This window comes from Oscillibacter sp. ER4 (assembly GCF_000765235.1).
GTDB classification, from domain to species: domain Bacteria; phylum Bacillota; class Clostridia; order Oscillospirales; family Oscillospiraceae; genus Hominicoprocola; species Hominicoprocola fusiformis.
In genome coordinates this window covers 1-13,528 of record NZ_JPJG01000060.1, presented here as the reverse complement: position 1 = coordinate 13,528, position 13,528 = coordinate 1, and the positions used below count along the sequence as shown (strand labels likewise).

Sequence of the window (13,528 nt, the reverse complement as noted above, 5' to 3'; positions counted from 1 at the left end):
GCCCGGGCTCCCCCGCGCGCGTCGTCGTGTTGCGTTTGCTGTATGCTGTTGTTACCGGCGCCGCCGCATCTCGAAATGGATATAATACCCCCTGTTCGTCTCGTTGCGGCATGGCTCGCAGTTTACGAGCTCATAGCCCGGGAAGCGCGATTCAAACCATTCGTTTGCCAGATGGATCTCTGCCGCCTCAAAAAGCGTGCGCACGTCCTCCATCGTCAGGTCATCGCGCGGGGGCTGCGCCTCCGGCTGGACGAGGTTCCGGCTGCCGCTCCACCGCTTGTAGCTCGCGTCATCCTTCGTGATGTAATGCGTCAGGCCGCTCACTCCCTCGTCGCCAAATTGCAGGCGCTTGCTGTTGGCGTAGCCGCGCCCCCACAGCGATTCCAGCGTGTCGCGGTCAAGCCCGCCCGAGATGATGAGATGATGGTGGACGCGTCCGCCGCGTCCGCCCTTTTCCGTGGAGAGTATGTACTTGAATTCGACCCCGATCTTGCGGTACCGCCGCTTGAGCGTGCGCAGATAGTTCTGCACGATGCGCAGCGCGTCCTCTGCGCTCTCCGGCGTGTGGTCGGGGTCGTAGGTCAGATGCAGCGCGAGGTCTCGGCTCGTGAAGTTCATGTGCACGATGCGCGTCAATCTCTTCGCCGCGTTCCTCTGGTTGAGCTTCTTCTGAATTTCGCTCGTCGGGCGGCATCTCTTTCTGCGCTCTCCCGGCTTCTGAAAGACAGGATAGATATCACCGTCCAGATAATCGCCGCACACGTACACGCGCTCACGGTTGAATGTTCTGCCCCGATACATAGCCCCGTCCTCCTGCTTCGGAATTGTTCGCTAAGTTAAGATACGTTACAAGCTCGAATCACGCGCGCGTGCGCACGCGTGATATTGAATAATGTGTGTTCGGCCTTCTGTGCGCCGTCGCTCCCTTTCGGCGGCAGCGCACACAGGGCCGAAGCCCTGTCACAGTCTCCGCGGGAAGCCCTCGTAATACTTCCGCACGATCCGCTCGAGCGTTGAGCGGGAGAGGTTGTGCTTCATGCAGATGTAGGTCGCGTTCGCGTCCGTCGTCACGAATTCGAAAAGTGCCTGGTAGTAGTCCTCGCCGCCGCACTCCATACACAGGTTGAGGATCTTCCGCTGCGCCTTCTCCGGCATTTCTCGATACAGCAGCGATGAAAAATAGATATATCCCTGCCGTTCATAGCTCACCGGCACGCTCTTTTTGTATCGGAACATCGCTCTCTCCCCTCCTCTCCCGCTCTTTGTCCGTCAGAAGCGGAAATACTCTTTCATGCAGCGCCACACGTTGCGCCACGGATGCGCCATGCACCACTTGAGGCTTTCGTGATAGTCCTCTTTGATGGCCTTCTCTTTTTTTAACGCATTCAGCGCCCCGCACAGCAGCTCTTCCTTGCGCTTTGCGTTCGCCTCCGCCTCGCTCAGCTGCGCCCTGATGCTGTTCGTCTCTACCGCGGCCTTGCGCGCGTTCTCTTCCGCGGCCTTGAGCTCCACCATGCGCTCGCCGAGCTGCTTTGCCAGCTCGCGGCTTTCGTTCTTTGCCTTCTCGATGGCCTTCATGTCCTCGCCGTGCGCCTCGAGCGCCTGGTCGCGCACCTTCTCTGCCTCATCGATGCGCGACCGCAGCATCGCCGCCGAATGGTCCGCGCTCTTAAACTTCGCGGTGACCTCTTCCAGTGCCTTTTCATTCTCCTCGAGCTTTTCCGTCAGCGTTCCGATCTGCCCGCGCAGCTCGGCCTCTCTGCTCTCCGCCGCCTCCTGCTTATCCAGCGCCTCCTCGAGCATTTTGAGCATCTGCTCCTTCGTGACCTTTTTAATGTTGATCTTCTGCATCGCTCAGCCCTCTACGATCATCCAGTCGTCAGCCAGCATATCCGCCTGAGAGGCGAGCCAGCCGAGCTGCACGCCGGACGTGCCGACAAAGGCAAGTGCCTTGTTCCCGATGGCCTCGTGCTTGGCATTGATTACCTCGTGCGCAGCGTTTTCGTAGCTGATGCGCTCCGCAAGCTCAACGTACTGGTTCTTGCCATTCCAGCCGCGGCGGGCGATCTTCATCCCCTTCTTTGCCGCCTCGATAGCAAGTCCAAAACTCAGCCCGTCAGTCGGGCGATACGCCTCGTCACAGCAGGAACGCTCGCATTCTTCATCGCAGCAGTGATTCTCCGCCGCTGCCTCGCCGTTCACGCCGCCCACCGCCGTTTGCAGCAGGAAGCCCAGCAGCTCCCAAACCTTGTTTCTGATCCGTTTCATGCAGATTTCCTCCCCCAGCTTCTCGTCGTAGTTCTCCGCGCTCACGCAGCTCGAGCTCTCCACGATCACAAAGCCGTTTTTCAGCACCGCGCGCACAACGGTCGTCTTGCCACCCATCGTCACGGTTTCGTGGTGGTCGATGAATCGCTCGACCATCTCCGCGCTGATGCTCGGTGCCTCAGTCTTGAGCATGCCGTTTACCTCGAGCGGCAGATAGGCGCTCTCGAAGACCCCCTTCGGACTGAAGGACTCGTACCCGTCCGGGTAGCGGACCTTGTAGCCGGACTTGACGGGCTCGTCCAGACGGACCGGCGCGTTGACGGGGGCAATTGTGCCGTCCGCGTAGCGAAGTGCGGGCTCCGCCTCGATAAGTTTTGTTCCGATGTACTGTTTCATGGTTCTGTTTCCTTTCTTTTTCGCCCGCAGGCGTGATTAAAGATGTAGCTGCTCGTGCTCGCGCGGCTTCTCGACGAGGATCTTCGCGACCTTTACGTCGCCGTAGCGCTCAAGGTCCATCGCCGCGCGCTCCTTGATGCCCTGAACGGCGCTCTCCGGCACGTCGGCCTGCAAAATAAGCGTCACCTTCATGCCTTTTTCTCCATTGCGCCCAGGTCGCTGAGCCCCCGCTCAATGACGCGCCACACGTGGATGTCGACCATCAGCCCGTCCACGACGATCGCGCGCAGCGTCTCGCGGCTCACGTCCCCGCCGCAGGCCGTGCTCACACGCTCTGTCCACCCCGGACCGGTCCGCACCTTGTAGCGCACCAGCGTGTCGAAGATTTTCCGCTTCTCCGCCGCGCCGTAGCCCTTGACGCTCAGCGTCGGGAGCGGTTCGGGCGGCGGCGCTTCCGCGGCCGGCCGCTTGTCCTGTCCCGCCGTCCACGCAAGGCCGTCTTTCTCGCCCTTCGGTGGCGCGATGGGCGCGGGCTTGTCCGCCTTCGCGCCCTTTTTCTCGCCCGCGCCGAGCATCGTCCGCCGCATCAGCGTGTTAATGGCCCAGTCCGCGCAGTATGTGCAGAAGTCGAGCTTCGCGATCTCTCCGCCGCCCGCGCCGCTCGCCGTCACGCTCACACACTCATGCGCGCTCATCCCAGTGATGACCCGCCCGCACCGATCGCAATATACCTGCACCATCCGTCAGCCCTCCTTGTCCTGCCACCCGCAGCTCGGGCATATGTAGGCGTCTTTCTCCGCGTTATAGAAGACGCGCGGCGAGTTGCACGTCGGGCAGATGAAGATATCGCCCGCAAAGCCCGGATTGCCCAGCGGTCCGGCAGGGTCTCTGTGCCCCTGCACGACTTCATCGCCGCGTCGCAGGAACTCTTTCAGCGTGCCGCCCTGCTTTTTCAGTCCCTCGTCTATCTTCGTCAGCGCCTCAAGGCCCTGCTGCTGGAATTCGATCAAATCAGCCGCCGCGACCATCAAGCCGTCTGCGCATGTCGTGTCCTCCGGATCGTCGTCCCACAGCGGGCACCCGTCGCAGTTGTCGCTTGCGCAGCATCGCAGCGCCGTCAAAACCTCGTCACTTGTCATCGCTCTTGCCCTCCTTCGGCTTGACGCGCCGCACGATGCTGATGCAATTTGGATTGCTGTTCTCCCACATCGGCGATTCAGGGTCGGCCGCCAGCAGTGCAAAATGAGCTTGAAATGCTTTCGCCAATCCTTCGTCGCTCCTCGCAAGCATGCCGTAAATGGCATGGGCCAGAAAAGTTGTGTCGCTCAAAAGTTCCGTGAGCGACCCTTGTGCCTCGAGTTCCGTCACCTTTCCGTCCTTGGTCTTATAACTCAACATGTCTGTGCCCTCCTTAAAATTTGAAGCTCTCGCGGATGATCACGCCGCCGACGTTCGCCTCCGCCGTAAAATACCGATGGTTTTCGTTGATGTACACGATTCTCCCGTGTACCCCGCCTTTCTTGCCGAGCGCTGAGACGATCCCGTTCGATCCCTCCCAGCTCGTCGGCACCCAGCTATACGTTTCTCCGACAAACATGCTCATTTCTCCTTTTCCGGCCGCATCAGCGGCTTAAATACCGTCTGCACGCCCTGCATCTGCGGCGTCAGCCACACGCACCACATGACGTCCATGAGCGGGCTTGCGCCCTTTTTACCGTCTCGCTCCTTGAAGAGGAAGTCCGGCCGCCATGTCAGCGGCAGAACGTAGCTCGGCGGGATCTCGCGGAAGAGCTGCGCCCGCTTCGCCGCGTGCCAATACTGCGCCTTGAGCAGCATCGCAAACGGCTTGCCAATCTCCGCCGCGTGGCGGATAAACTCGTCTGCCAGCGAAAACGGCGGATTCGTGATAATCCAGTCGGCCGCAGGCGCGTTTCCCGGCTGTCGAGTGGTCAAGAAGTCTATCCCGTCGCGGATATCCGTGCCGTAGACAGCCATCCCGCAGTCCGCCAGCGCTCGCACCATATCCCCTTGCCCACGGGCCGGTTCCCATATATCCGTCCCCGCTGGCAGCTTGAGAAAGCGCATCAGCGCCACCGTTACCTCCGGCGGCGTCGGGTACAGGTCGGACGCCTTGCGTGCCTTCGCTCCGTTCCCGCCCATGATCTGGCTCGCCTGAATGCTATTCATCGCGCGCCACCTCCTGCACCTTCCCCAGCGGGCAGTAAACCAGGCAGTTGTGCTTGCTCGCGTCCCGAAGGATCGCTCTATGTACCGCCTTGCCGCTCTTGTCGAATCGCAGCTCATAGCCCTCGGGGTAATATTCGATCCCGGCGTACAGCACTTTCGGCTTGTCCTTTTTCACCGCCGCCTGCACGCACAGGTCTAAAAATGTGCTTCGTTTCATGCGCTCACCCTTTCCCACAGCTCGCTCAGTGTGCCAATATAATGCGGCAGTGCGCAGTCTTTCAGGTTAGCGGCAACCAAGGCGCCCGCGACGGGCGGGCATACCGCATTCCCGCATCGTGCGACCTGAGCGCTGCGCTTGTACTCTTTGCCCGTATAATCGCGGTCAATAATATAGTCCGGCGGAAACCCCATCGCGTTATACAGCTCGCGCGGCGTCAGCATCCGTAACCCGATATCGCTGATAAAGTACGCCGCGCCGCTGATCCAGAGCAGGATAATCTCGTCATCGCCGAGATCGTAGCCGCAATACGTATTCAGCAGCGCCCTCACCTTCGGCCAGAAGCCCAGCCCCGCGCCGTTCTTGCAGCGCTCAATCGTTACTTTGACGGCGGCGAATTCTCCCGCCGAGGCGGTAACGGTTTGCAAAGGTTCCGCCGGGGCTTGTCCGATGTTGTCGCCCTTGAATTTGCAGATGTGCGTTATCATCAGCGCGTCGCGGTCTTTTGCTGTCTGCGTATGTATTGGCTCGCTGATGTCGATCGGCCGGCCGTTGCTGTAATATTCGATGAGGTTTGCAGACGCGAGGCCGTAGCGGTTGGATCCGTCCACCGTTTGCAGCGGAGCGTCGAGCCCTTGCACCCGTGCGCTCTCCGTTCTCTCGGTGTGATACTGAATCAGACTGGATGCAATAAGCATCTGGCCGCCCCCGCCGCTCGTGCGCGCTGTGTTCAATGGTGCACGGCAGTCCGTGCCCGCCGCGCCGGAAACATTGCTCATGGTCAGCGGCGACAGCACGGATTTGCACACGCCGCCGGTATAGCGGCCCGTTATGGTGTTGACAGGCGTTTCGATACTTCGCGTGTGCCCGTCACCGCCGTGATTGCACTCCACAAGGAATGGCTTCCCGCTTTTAATGGTGAACCTGTCCACGCCGCGGATGACGCGGCGCATCGTGTTGTCCGCCAACGGACGAACGGCTTTTAGCCCGTACCTCTCTGCGATCTCTGCTTTGCTGGCGAAAATGCTCGGGCACGGAAGTGCCCAGTCAATGACCTCTGCGGCGCTTCGCCAGCGCGGCAGGCCGTCCTTCCCGTCTTTGGCGTGAGTAGGCTCGGGAAATTTCACCGGCTGCCCATCACAGCGGAACACGGCGAACCAGCGCTTGCGGATGGTCGGCACGCCATAATCGGCGGCGCATAGAATTTTGCTGCCGAAGTCATAGCCGAGGCCTGTAATCAGCCGATTTGCCTCCGCGCCGTCTTCCGGGACGTGCAGGAACTCGCAGCATTCCTTGAGCGCCGGATGATCCGGTGCAATGCCGCTTGTCAGCATGGCAAGGAAGCCCTTGAAAGTCTCCCCCGCCCGTGCAGGGTCCGGCTGCAACCCCTTCGGCGTTTCGATGCACGGCCCCCATGTCTGGATTTCTTCGACATTCTCCATGAACATCACGCGCGGCCGCACGGCGAGCGCCCATTTGACCACAACCCACGAGAGCCCGCGAATCTCTTTCTTGACCGGCACGCCGCCGCGTGCCTTGGAGAAGTGTGTGCAGTCCGGTGAGGCCCACAGAATGCCGACCTTCTGTCCGGCGCAGACCTCTTTCGGATCTACTGCGAAAACGTCCTCCTGCAAATGCCGCGTCCAAGGGTGGTTCGTCTTATGCATCCGGATCGCATCGGCGTCATGGTTGATAGCGATGTCAACGGGCTTACCGGTCATACACGAGATTCCCGTGTCGCTGCCCCCTCCGCCCGCAAAAAGCACGACACTCAGCTCGTCGAGCGCGCTTTTCTGATAATTTCGTTCCAGCATTTCCCTTGCGCTTCTTCCCCGCCGCATGCTATAATGGCGGGGAAGGAAATCTCCTTTCATGTGTGTTTTTCTTCGTGGCGGTTGACCGGTGCCATCGGTCAGCCGCCTTTTTCATGCGTTCACGGCCTGCATGGCCCATTCCGGCATGGCGCTTTTGGCTCTCGTCCGCCGGTCCGGCACGTACAGCGGGCAGCGCACGACGCGATAACTGTCGGTCGTGTAGCGGTAGCACTTCTCGCCGTGCTCGCTTTTCGAGCCGTTGATCGTCGTTTTCTCCGCCTCCCAGCCCTTCACGGGCTCGAAGCGGATCGCGTGCGTCACGGGATCTCGCTCCGTCCACGAGCAGCCGCCGCACGCCCGCGCGCACGACCAGCACAGCGTCGGCCGCGTCTGCGGTGCGATAAATCGCTTGTCGTCCATGTGCGCTTCACTCTCCCGTCATCTCCACGGCGATCTTGCCGAGCACCGAGACGACCATCCATTCCGCCGCCAGCGCAGCGCCCGCGCGCGTCAGCTCATTCGCCAGCGCCCCGTAGGCGTCCTCGTTCTGGTCTTTGATGGCGTCCCACATCTCCTTGTGGACCTTTTCAAGGTCGCCCGTCGTCTTCTTCGCGCGCTCAATATGGGCTTTGATCTCCGCCCAGCTCTCGTTGTCGCTCGCAAAGCCGCGCCCTCGCTCCTGCATCGTCGTTTCCAGCAGCTCCGCCGCCGTGTGCTCAAGGTTGCCGAGCAGCCGCGCGCCCGAGGATAAATAGCTCATCTGCGCACCCCTCTCTTTCTCCTCGGCTCGTCCAGCTTCAGGACAAGCACCATCCCGCGCCACGTCAGCCAACCGGCGCCCACCGCCGCCAGCCACGTGACTGCCGGGTCGGTCTCCGCCGCCGCGCCCGCCGCGTCCATCGCCAGGCACCCCGGTTCCAGTAGGCACAGCAGCAGCACCGCGATCCACAGCAGCACCGTCAGCCGCAGCAGCGCCGCCGCGTAACGCAGCGCTCTTTCTTCTCTTGTGCGATTCTTTTTCATTTGTTGTTCCTCATTTCTGCAAAGGTGGTTCCCTTGCGTGTTATTGCTTGATGTAGAATTTTGCCTTGCCGCGCATCAGCTCATTGAGGTAGGTCACGCGCAGCCACGACCCCAGCTTTTCGCGCTGCTCGTCGCTGAGCGTGTCCACGTCCACCTCTCCGCCGTCCGCCGTTTTGACGTAGGCTTTCACGATGATCGGCTCCTGTTTTCGCTTCCCCATTCCTGCACGCTCCTTTCCCTCGAATGTATGCCGCCGCGGCATGTCCGCTTGCCACCGCCCTGCCGCCGTGCTATACTGGCGGCGAAAGGGGGTGAAAATATGGGCTATATCGTTCGCACATCCGACCTCTTCCAGATGGCGAAAGAGGTTCTGGATTCCGGCGCAAAGTATGTTGAACTGGAATACCTCGAAGAGGATCGCACCGACCCCGCCGATCCCATTCCATCCAGCATCAATTTCTCTGCGCTGGATGTCCTCGACCACAGCGTTTTCTATGACTTCGAGGACATTGATGTCCTCTCACCCGACCAGCTTGATTGAATACTCGATCCTCGAGCCGCCATGCCTGACCCGCTGGCGGCTCATTTTTTTAATGGCTTGTCGCAGCGCCTCAAAGGCTTCCTCGCTGCGCACTGTCGCCTCGATCTCCGGCGTCGCCCCGTGGTAAACATCCCACGTCGTCGCCATCTTCAAAACTTGCATCTGTGTCGCCCCTTTCATATTCCAGACGAAGCACCGTTTCAGGGTTTGTGAAATTCGCACTCAGCAATCTAACCAGCCTTTTCAAGGCCGGGTAGCTCTTGCGCCGCTCCCTGATCCTGATTCCGTCCTTTGTCGCTACGGTCTCGCGCTCTCCGCACCGGATCGTTACGGCATCCCGCTCGATCTGCACATCGGGCGGGATATTTTTATCGCTCTGCATCTGCTTCACGCTCCTTTCACGTGATCTCGTCCAGAATTGCGAGCGCTTTGTGCTTGTACCCGCTGAGCCGTTCCGCCGAGTTGTCGCGCGCGTCTCGGTATACTTCCCGCGCCAGCTCGCATGCGATATCCAGCTCGTTTGCATTGGCACCCACCTTTGCGGCGGTTTCGACCGTGGCTTTTGCCAGTTCCGCCGCGATAGGGTTTCTCACCGCTAACTGCCGCAGCTCTACTTTTTTGATCTTGTTCATACTGCCTCCCCCTCCCCCGATCTCATGCAAAAATAGATGCAGAAATCCTGATCTCCGATTTTGAGTAGTTCCGCGAGTTTTTCTGCCTCGTCAACCGACATGGAACGGATGTTGTTGATTTTCTGACTTGCTGTTGACTGCGCAAGGCCGAGTGCTTTTGCTGCGTCGCCCTGCGTCAACCCCAATTCTTTGATTCTTTCCTTGATCTTCTTTGAGTTAATTGGCACTTTTCTCACCTCTTCGCTGTTTGTGTTGCAAAAAAGACAAATTTAAAGGTTGCTTGCTGACTGTTGCTATCGAAATTTCGGCAAGCCTTCCCGCCCTGCTTGTCGTTTGCCGCGCCCCTGCGCGGTGCTTCTGCATGGTTCTTGCCCCTCGCTTCGCCGCCGTGCTATACTAATGGCGAAAGGGGGTGAAAATGTGGATGCTTCTCTAAAGCCCGTCGCTTCCTGGAATCCCGATATTTGGGAAGACTGGGAGCGCACTCGCTCGGACGATATTCGCCGTATGATCTTGCAGGATTGCGGCGTTCCGCCCGAGCTGACGAACATTGCGGAGCAGCTTTTCCCTGATTTGGAATCATAATCCCTCTTGTGCAGCGGTCAGGCGTCCTCCTGGCCGCTGCGCTTTTTTGATAGCTGCGCGATCAACTTCTCGGCGGCGTCCTTAGTAATATTCCTGCGGTACACGATCTTGTCGCCGCATTCTTCAACGTAGATCGTCACCCTCGTGCCGGTTTTCGGCTTTTCCTTGTCCAGCTGGTCGATTGCCGTATCAAACGGCGCCACGCCCTCGTGCATCATGGTGCGGGCCTCGTCGGCGCACGCGCGCACAAGGCGGCAGAATGCCTCCGGATAGGTCAGCATCGCTTTCTCCCGTGCATTCCCGGCCAGCTCGAAGTCGATGCCGAGATATTTTGCGATGCCGCTTGTCAAGCCTGCGCGATATCCGCCCGGCACCATCGGCAGCTCGTGATGGTCAAATTTCCATTGCTGCATTCCCTTCACGCTCCTTTCTCGCAATAATGCGAGTTAATGGATAAAAAAATGCGGTTGGCATCCTCGTTCGACAGCGGAATGGCTTCCATCATACGATGGACCTCGCCGATGGTGAATTTCTCACCACCAGCCCCCAGTTTCCTGTACAGCGTCGAGGCGTCAACCCCAATTTTCTGAGCCAATTCGGGCACACCGATGCCCTTTGACTTCATCATATCCACTAACTCTTTGACGTTAGTCTTCATTCTTTGCACTCCTTTCTTGCATAAATGCGAGTTTCTATTTTCTTTTATACCACTCGCATTTCCGCAAGTCAAGCATTATTTTCGCATTTTCGCAAATTTATGCTTGCGTTTTTGCAAATTTGCGATTATTATAGTCCCCGAGGTGATGCATATGACTACCGGAGAACGCATGAAGTCCCGCCGAAAACAACTTGGTTTCTCGGCGGAATATGTCGCCGACAAGCTCGGCTGCTCTCCTTCTACAATTTATAGATACGAAAATGGCGATATTGAAAAAATGCCCTTGGATGTTCTTGCCCCGCTGGCCTCAATCCTTTTGGTGAGCCCTGAATATCTGCTTAACGGCAGCGGGATAGAAAAAACCGCCGACCCGAAGGTCGACGGCCTTTCCCCGAAGGAGAATGAACTTCTTGCTCTCTATCGCGGTGTGAATCCTGACGGGCAACGCTACATTTTGCAGCAAGCGGAATTTGCTAATTCTCTGGAAGAATACCGTCTATCCCCCGCCCCTACCGCAAAGTCGGGCGCGTGATTCACGTCGACTTCCGTCGAAAATAATTTTCCGTTTCTCTTGACTTTATTACTTTTGTGTAATATTTTATACACAGGAAGGATATACTCATGAACAGAGATAGTATCTTGGCGTATTTGGAGGAATATCTCGGGACGTTTCGATGTCATGCAAGTCTTTTCGGCGAGATTGCGGGCATCATAGCGAAGAGCGGATATGAGCGCACCTTTTTTACCTTATTGATCGTGCAGCTCCGTGTTCTTGCCGCGCAGGGTCGAAATGCGATCCTGTTTCCCGGCTTCGAGCGGTTGAAGCATTCAAACAGCGAGCTTTACAGCATGCATCTGGACGGCCGGGATTTTAACCTCCGCATTCTGTATTCCTTCCTGCCGGATCATACACCTGTTCTGTTGACAGCTTTCTTTGAGCGCGGCGGCAAGCGAACCTCTGACTATACGCCCTATATTCCCGCCGCCAAAGAAAGACTCGACTATGAAAGGAGCCTTTTTGATAATGAGCAATTCAGGATTTAATTCTTTTGTCGATTCCATTCTGCCTGATGCTTCCGCCGAAAATCTTCAATATTCTGTCCTTTGCGGAATGATTGGCGCAGAGATCGTGATGAAGCGCCGTGAGATGGGGATGAACCAGAAGCAATTTGCCGAGTTTATGGGTGTATCGCAGGGTCTTGTTTCCCGTTGGGAACATGGTGAAACGAACTTTACGTTAGAGACGCTGGTAAATATTGCTTCAAAGCTCGGCCTTGAAATGCAGTCGCCCATCAAGCCGACCCCCGCCAAAGTACCTTATCTTTCGAAGGGAAAAGTTGTCTGCCTTTCTCCAAAAAAGAATTGGTCGGCGCAGAGCTACAGCGAATCCAGCGGTTATACCGAGTTTGACGAATTTAAGGAAATGTGAGGATAACATAATGGTTGTTTACGCAAATGGCTTTCGCATCGCACTTAACGATGAGCAAACAGAAGCGGTCCTGCACCTGACGCAGAATGCCCCGGCTTATTCGGATGCCGGCGATATGATCGTAACGGATGAATGTGTTGGCGCGTTTGTCCTGCCTGCCCCTGTCGCAAAGGCGCTCGCCGAAAAGCTGGGCGCGATTTTTGATGGTTCCGCCAATTGATAAAAAATGCAGCCTCCGCATGTGCGGCAGGCTGCATTTCCATAATGAAAGGTTATTGTAATGACAACTATTGATCTTCGCATCGCCGCGGCCTATATCCGCGTCTCCACCGATGACCAGGTGGAGCTCTCCCCCGCCTCGCAGCTTGTCGAGATCCGCAAGTGGGCCTCTCGTAATGGCTATATCGTGCCGGATGAATTCGTCTTCATGGACGAGGGCATTTCCGGCCGCGGCGTGAAAAAGCGTGACGAATTCCGCCGCATGATCGGCGTCGCCAAGACGAAGCCGAAGCCTTTCGACGCGATCCTGCTCTGGAAGTTTTCGCGCTTTGCCCGCAACCGCGATGATGCGGTCATGTATAAGTCGATCCTGCGCAAGCAGCTCGGCATTGATGTCATCTCCATTTCCGAGCCTGTGGCCGAGGGCGGCATGGGCCTCATTACCGAAGCGCTCATCGAGGCGATGGACGAATACTACAGCATCAACCTTGCCCAGGAGGTCAAGCGCGGTATGGAGGAAAAGCACCGCCGCGGCGAGGTGCAGAGCAATCCGCCGTATGGCTACGGCATCGAGGATCACGTTTTCGTGCCGAAGCCGCCCGAGGATGGCTTTGTGAAAGAGCTGTTCCGCCGCTACCTCGCTGGCGAAGGCTGCTTTCCGCTCGCGCGCTGGATGAACGAATGCGGCCAGCGCACGCACCGCGGCGGCAGGTTTGAAAACCGGACCATCGAATATATCCTGCGCAACCCCGTCTATATCGGCAAGCTGCGCTGGAATCCGGCCGGCCGCACCCGCCGCGACTTTGCAAATGAGAATGTCGTTCTCGTTGACGGCAAGCACGAGCCGCTGATCGACGAAGAGACTTTCAATGCCGTTCAGCGCCGCATCGACGAGCAGAAGCTTTTGTACCCGCGCTATGCCCGCGCGTCCGGAACGCAGAAGCATTGGATCTCCGGCCTTGTCCGCTGTGCCGCCTGCGGCGGTGGCCTCATCGTGAATACGCCGGATTATATGGCTTGCAACAATTACGTGCGTGGCTCCTGCCGCGTCCGGCAGACGGTGCGCCGCGACGCGCTGGAGGCTGCACTGATCTCCCGCCTGCGGGAGGACGCCGCCCGCGGTTCGTCTCTGACCTTCGATGTGGTCCGTTCCAGCGACGGCTCCGCATCTTCCCTATCTGCCGTCGAGGCCGCGCGCGATTCCGCCGTCCGCATGCTCGACCGCCTGCGCGACGCTTACCTCACCGGCGCCGATACCGTCGAAGAGTACAAGGCCAGCAAGGCCGCCGTGCAGAAGCGCATCGCCGATCTCGACGCGCAGATCGCCGCTATGCAGAAAGAGGACCGGGCCGCCGCCGATCCGAAGCTGCTGCGCTCCGCTCTCCGCGCCGTCGTCAAAACGCTGGAATCCCCCGACACCACCGTTGCCGAAAAGAACGCCGCCGTCCGCAGCGTCGCCGACAATATCACCTGGAACAAAGCCGCCAACACCCTCACCATCCACTACCGCCTCGTCCTTTAATCGTGCTCATTTTATGGTTAATTGGTATATGGAGGCC

Annotated in this window: 28 protein-coding genes; 7 read left to right on the top strand and 21 right to left on the bottom strand. The window is 58.3% G+C overall.

Annotated elements, in window-relative coordinates; translation table 11 throughout:
* Positions 1-51: 51 nt before the first annotated feature.
* The 16 genes from NI20_RS0109980 to NI20_RS0109905 all read right to left on the bottom strand — a co-directional run bounded on the left by NI20_RS0109980 (position 52) and on the right by NI20_RS0109905 (position 8,125).
* Positions 52-801 (bottom strand): hypothetical protein, encoded by a 750-nt coding sequence (locus NI20_RS0109980; protein WP_052084580.1) that lies wholly within the window; start codon positions 799-801, stop codon positions 52-54.
* A 159-nt stretch (positions 802-960) separates the two neighbouring features.
* Positions 961-1,236: a hypothetical protein gene (locus tag NI20_RS0109975; protein ID WP_033121248.1), complete on the bottom strand. Its 276-nt coding sequence runs from the start codon at positions 1,234-1,236 to the stop codon at positions 961-963.
* A 33-nt stretch (positions 1,237-1,269) separates the two neighbouring features.
* The gene (locus NI20_RS0109970) at positions 1,270-1,851 is read right to left on the bottom strand and encodes a hypothetical protein (protein WP_033121247.1); all 582 of its coding nucleotides are present in this window, start codon (positions 1,849-1,851) and stop codon (positions 1,270-1,272) included.
* Between the two features lie 3 nt (positions 1,852-1,854).
* Entirely contained in the window at positions 1,855-2,664 is an 810-nt protein-coding gene (locus NI20_RS15725; protein ID WP_242842979.1) for a Gp49 family protein, read from the bottom strand.
* A gap of 36 nt (positions 2,665-2,700) precedes the next feature.
* Complete coding sequence (locus NI20_RS15145; protein ID WP_156108621.1) at positions 2,701-2,856, bottom strand: hypothetical protein; 156 nt, start codon at positions 2,854-2,856, stop codon at positions 2,701-2,703.
* Positions 2,853-3,404 (bottom strand): hypothetical protein, encoded by a 552-nt coding sequence (locus tag NI20_RS0109955; RefSeq protein WP_033121246.1) that lies wholly within the window; start codon positions 3,402-3,404, stop codon positions 2,853-2,855. The genes NI20_RS15145 and NI20_RS0109955 overlap by 4 nt, the downstream gene beginning before the upstream one ends.
* Positions 3,405-3,407: 3 nt before the next feature.
* Positions 3,408-3,803, bottom strand: a complete 396-nt coding sequence (locus NI20_RS0109950; protein WP_033121245.1) for a hypothetical protein — start codon at positions 3,801-3,803, stop codon at positions 3,408-3,410.
* Positions 3,793-4,062 carry a hypothetical protein gene (locus NI20_RS0109945; RefSeq protein WP_033121244.1) on the bottom strand — a complete coding sequence of 90 codons (270 nt, stop codon included), beginning with the start codon at positions 4,060-4,062 and terminating at the stop codon, positions 3,793-3,795. Before NI20_RS0109945 ends, NI20_RS0109950 begins: the two co-directional genes overlap by 11 nt.
* Positions 4,063-4,075: 13 nt before the next feature.
* The gene (locus tag NI20_RS0109940) at positions 4,076-4,261 is read right to left on the bottom strand and encodes a hypothetical protein (protein WP_033121243.1); all 186 of its coding nucleotides are present in this window, start codon (positions 4,259-4,261) and stop codon (positions 4,076-4,078) included.
* Positions 4,262-4,263: 2 nt separating this feature from the next.
* A complete protein-coding gene (locus NI20_RS0109935) occupies positions 4,264-4,851 on the bottom strand; it encodes an SAM-dependent DNA methyltransferase (RefSeq protein ID WP_197055380.1) in 588 nt (195 codons plus the stop codon).
* Positions 4,844-5,068 (bottom strand): hypothetical protein, encoded by a 225-nt coding sequence (locus tag NI20_RS0109930; protein WP_033121242.1) that lies wholly within the window; start codon positions 5,066-5,068, stop codon positions 4,844-4,846. Before NI20_RS0109930 ends, NI20_RS0109935 begins: the two co-directional genes overlap by 8 nt.
* Positions 5,065-6,882, bottom strand: coding sequence for a DNA cytosine methyltransferase (locus NI20_RS0109925; RefSeq protein WP_033121241.1), 1,818 nt, complete (start codon positions 6,880-6,882; stop codon positions 5,065-5,067). The genes NI20_RS0109930 and NI20_RS0109925 overlap by 4 nt, the downstream gene beginning before the upstream one ends.
* Before the next feature lie 111 nt (positions 6,883-6,993).
* Positions 6,994-7,302 carry a hypothetical protein gene (locus NI20_RS0109920; protein WP_033121240.1) on the bottom strand — a complete coding sequence of 103 codons (309 nt, stop codon included), beginning with the start codon at positions 7,300-7,302 and terminating at the stop codon, positions 6,994-6,996.
* 7 nt (positions 7,303-7,309) lie between these two features.
* Positions 7,310-7,642 (bottom strand): hypothetical protein, encoded by a 333-nt coding sequence (locus tag NI20_RS0109915; protein WP_033121239.1) that lies wholly within the window; start codon positions 7,640-7,642, stop codon positions 7,310-7,312.
* Positions 7,639-7,905 carry a hypothetical protein gene (locus NI20_RS0109910; RefSeq protein ID WP_033121238.1) on the bottom strand — a complete coding sequence of 89 codons (267 nt, stop codon included), beginning with the start codon at positions 7,903-7,905 and terminating at the stop codon, positions 7,639-7,641. Before NI20_RS0109910 ends, NI20_RS0109915 begins: the two co-directional genes overlap by 4 nt.
* A 40-nt stretch (positions 7,906-7,945) precedes the next feature.
* Entirely contained in the window at positions 7,946-8,125 is a 180-nt protein-coding gene (locus NI20_RS0109905) for a hypothetical protein (RefSeq protein ID WP_033121237.1), read from the bottom strand.
* Positions 8,126-8,224: 99 nt separating this feature from the next.
* Between NI20_RS0109905 and NI20_RS0109900 the strand changes: the two genes are divergently transcribed.
* Entirely contained in the window at positions 8,225-8,446 is a 222-nt protein-coding gene (locus tag NI20_RS0109900) for a hypothetical protein (protein WP_033121236.1), read from the top strand.
* On the opposite strand, the gene NI20_RS15140 is transcribed toward NI20_RS0109900, so the two are convergent.
* The 3 genes from NI20_RS15140 to NI20_RS0109885 form a co-directional block, all read right to left on the bottom strand.
* Positions 8,426-8,608: a hypothetical protein gene (locus NI20_RS15140; RefSeq protein WP_156108620.1), complete on the bottom strand. Its 183-nt coding sequence runs from the start codon at positions 8,606-8,608 to the stop codon at positions 8,426-8,428. The two genes, NI20_RS0109900 and NI20_RS15140, sit on opposite strands and share 21 nt — an antisense overlap.
* Positions 8,609-8,844: 236 nt before the next feature.
* Positions 8,845-9,078, bottom strand: a complete 234-nt coding sequence (locus NI20_RS0109890) for a hypothetical protein (protein WP_033121234.1) — start codon at positions 9,076-9,078, stop codon at positions 8,845-8,847.
* Positions 9,075-9,305, bottom strand: coding sequence for a helix-turn-helix transcriptional regulator (locus NI20_RS0109885; protein WP_242842978.1), 231 nt, complete (start codon positions 9,303-9,305; stop codon positions 9,075-9,077). Before NI20_RS0109885 ends, NI20_RS0109890 begins: the two co-directional genes overlap by 4 nt.
* Before the next feature lie 193 nt (positions 9,306-9,498).
* Here NI20_RS0109885 and NI20_RS15135 point away from each other — a divergent pair, with 193 nt between their 5' ends.
* Positions 9,499-9,663 (top strand): hypothetical protein, encoded by a 165-nt coding sequence (locus tag NI20_RS15135; RefSeq protein ID WP_156108619.1) that lies wholly within the window; start codon positions 9,499-9,501, stop codon positions 9,661-9,663.
* A gap of 17 nt (positions 9,664-9,680) precedes the next feature.
* On the opposite strand, the gene NI20_RS0109880 is transcribed toward NI20_RS15135, so the two are convergent.
* Positions 9,681-10,076 (bottom strand): hypothetical protein, encoded by a 396-nt coding sequence (locus NI20_RS0109880; RefSeq protein ID WP_033121233.1) that lies wholly within the window; start codon positions 10,074-10,076, stop codon positions 9,681-9,683.
* Positions 10,077-10,081: 5 nt separating this feature from the next.
* Entirely contained in the window at positions 10,082-10,321 is a 240-nt protein-coding gene (locus NI20_RS0109875) for a hypothetical protein (protein ID WP_052084579.1), read from the bottom strand.
* Positions 10,322-10,472: 151 nt separating this feature from the next.
* On the opposite strand from NI20_RS0109875, the gene NI20_RS0109870 reads away from it, so the two are divergent.
* The 5 genes from NI20_RS0109870 to NI20_RS0109850 all read left to right on the top strand — a co-directional run bounded on the left by NI20_RS0109870 (position 10,473) and on the right by NI20_RS0109850 (position 13,491).
* Entirely contained in the window at positions 10,473-10,853 is a 381-nt protein-coding gene (locus NI20_RS0109870) for a helix-turn-helix domain-containing protein (protein WP_081958459.1), read from the top strand.
* 89 nt (positions 10,854-10,942) lie between these two features.
* Positions 10,943-11,365 carry a hypothetical protein gene (locus NI20_RS0109865; protein ID WP_033121232.1) on the top strand — a complete coding sequence of 141 codons (423 nt, stop codon included), beginning with the start codon at positions 10,943-10,945 and terminating at the stop codon, positions 11,363-11,365.
* Entirely contained in the window at positions 11,346-11,750 is a 405-nt protein-coding gene (locus NI20_RS0109860) for a helix-turn-helix domain-containing protein (protein ID WP_033121231.1), read from the top strand. The genes NI20_RS0109865 and NI20_RS0109860 overlap by 20 nt, the downstream gene beginning before the upstream one ends.
* A 10-nt stretch (positions 11,751-11,760) precedes the next feature.
* Positions 11,761-11,970: a hypothetical protein gene (locus NI20_RS0109855; protein WP_033121230.1), complete on the top strand. Its 210-nt coding sequence runs from the start codon at positions 11,761-11,763 to the stop codon at positions 11,968-11,970.
* 60 nt (positions 11,971-12,030) lie between these two features.
* A complete protein-coding gene (locus NI20_RS0109850; RefSeq protein WP_033121229.1) occupies positions 12,031-13,491 on the top strand; it encodes a recombinase family protein in 1,461 nt (486 codons plus the stop codon).
* Positions 13,492-13,528 lie beyond the last annotated feature (37 nt).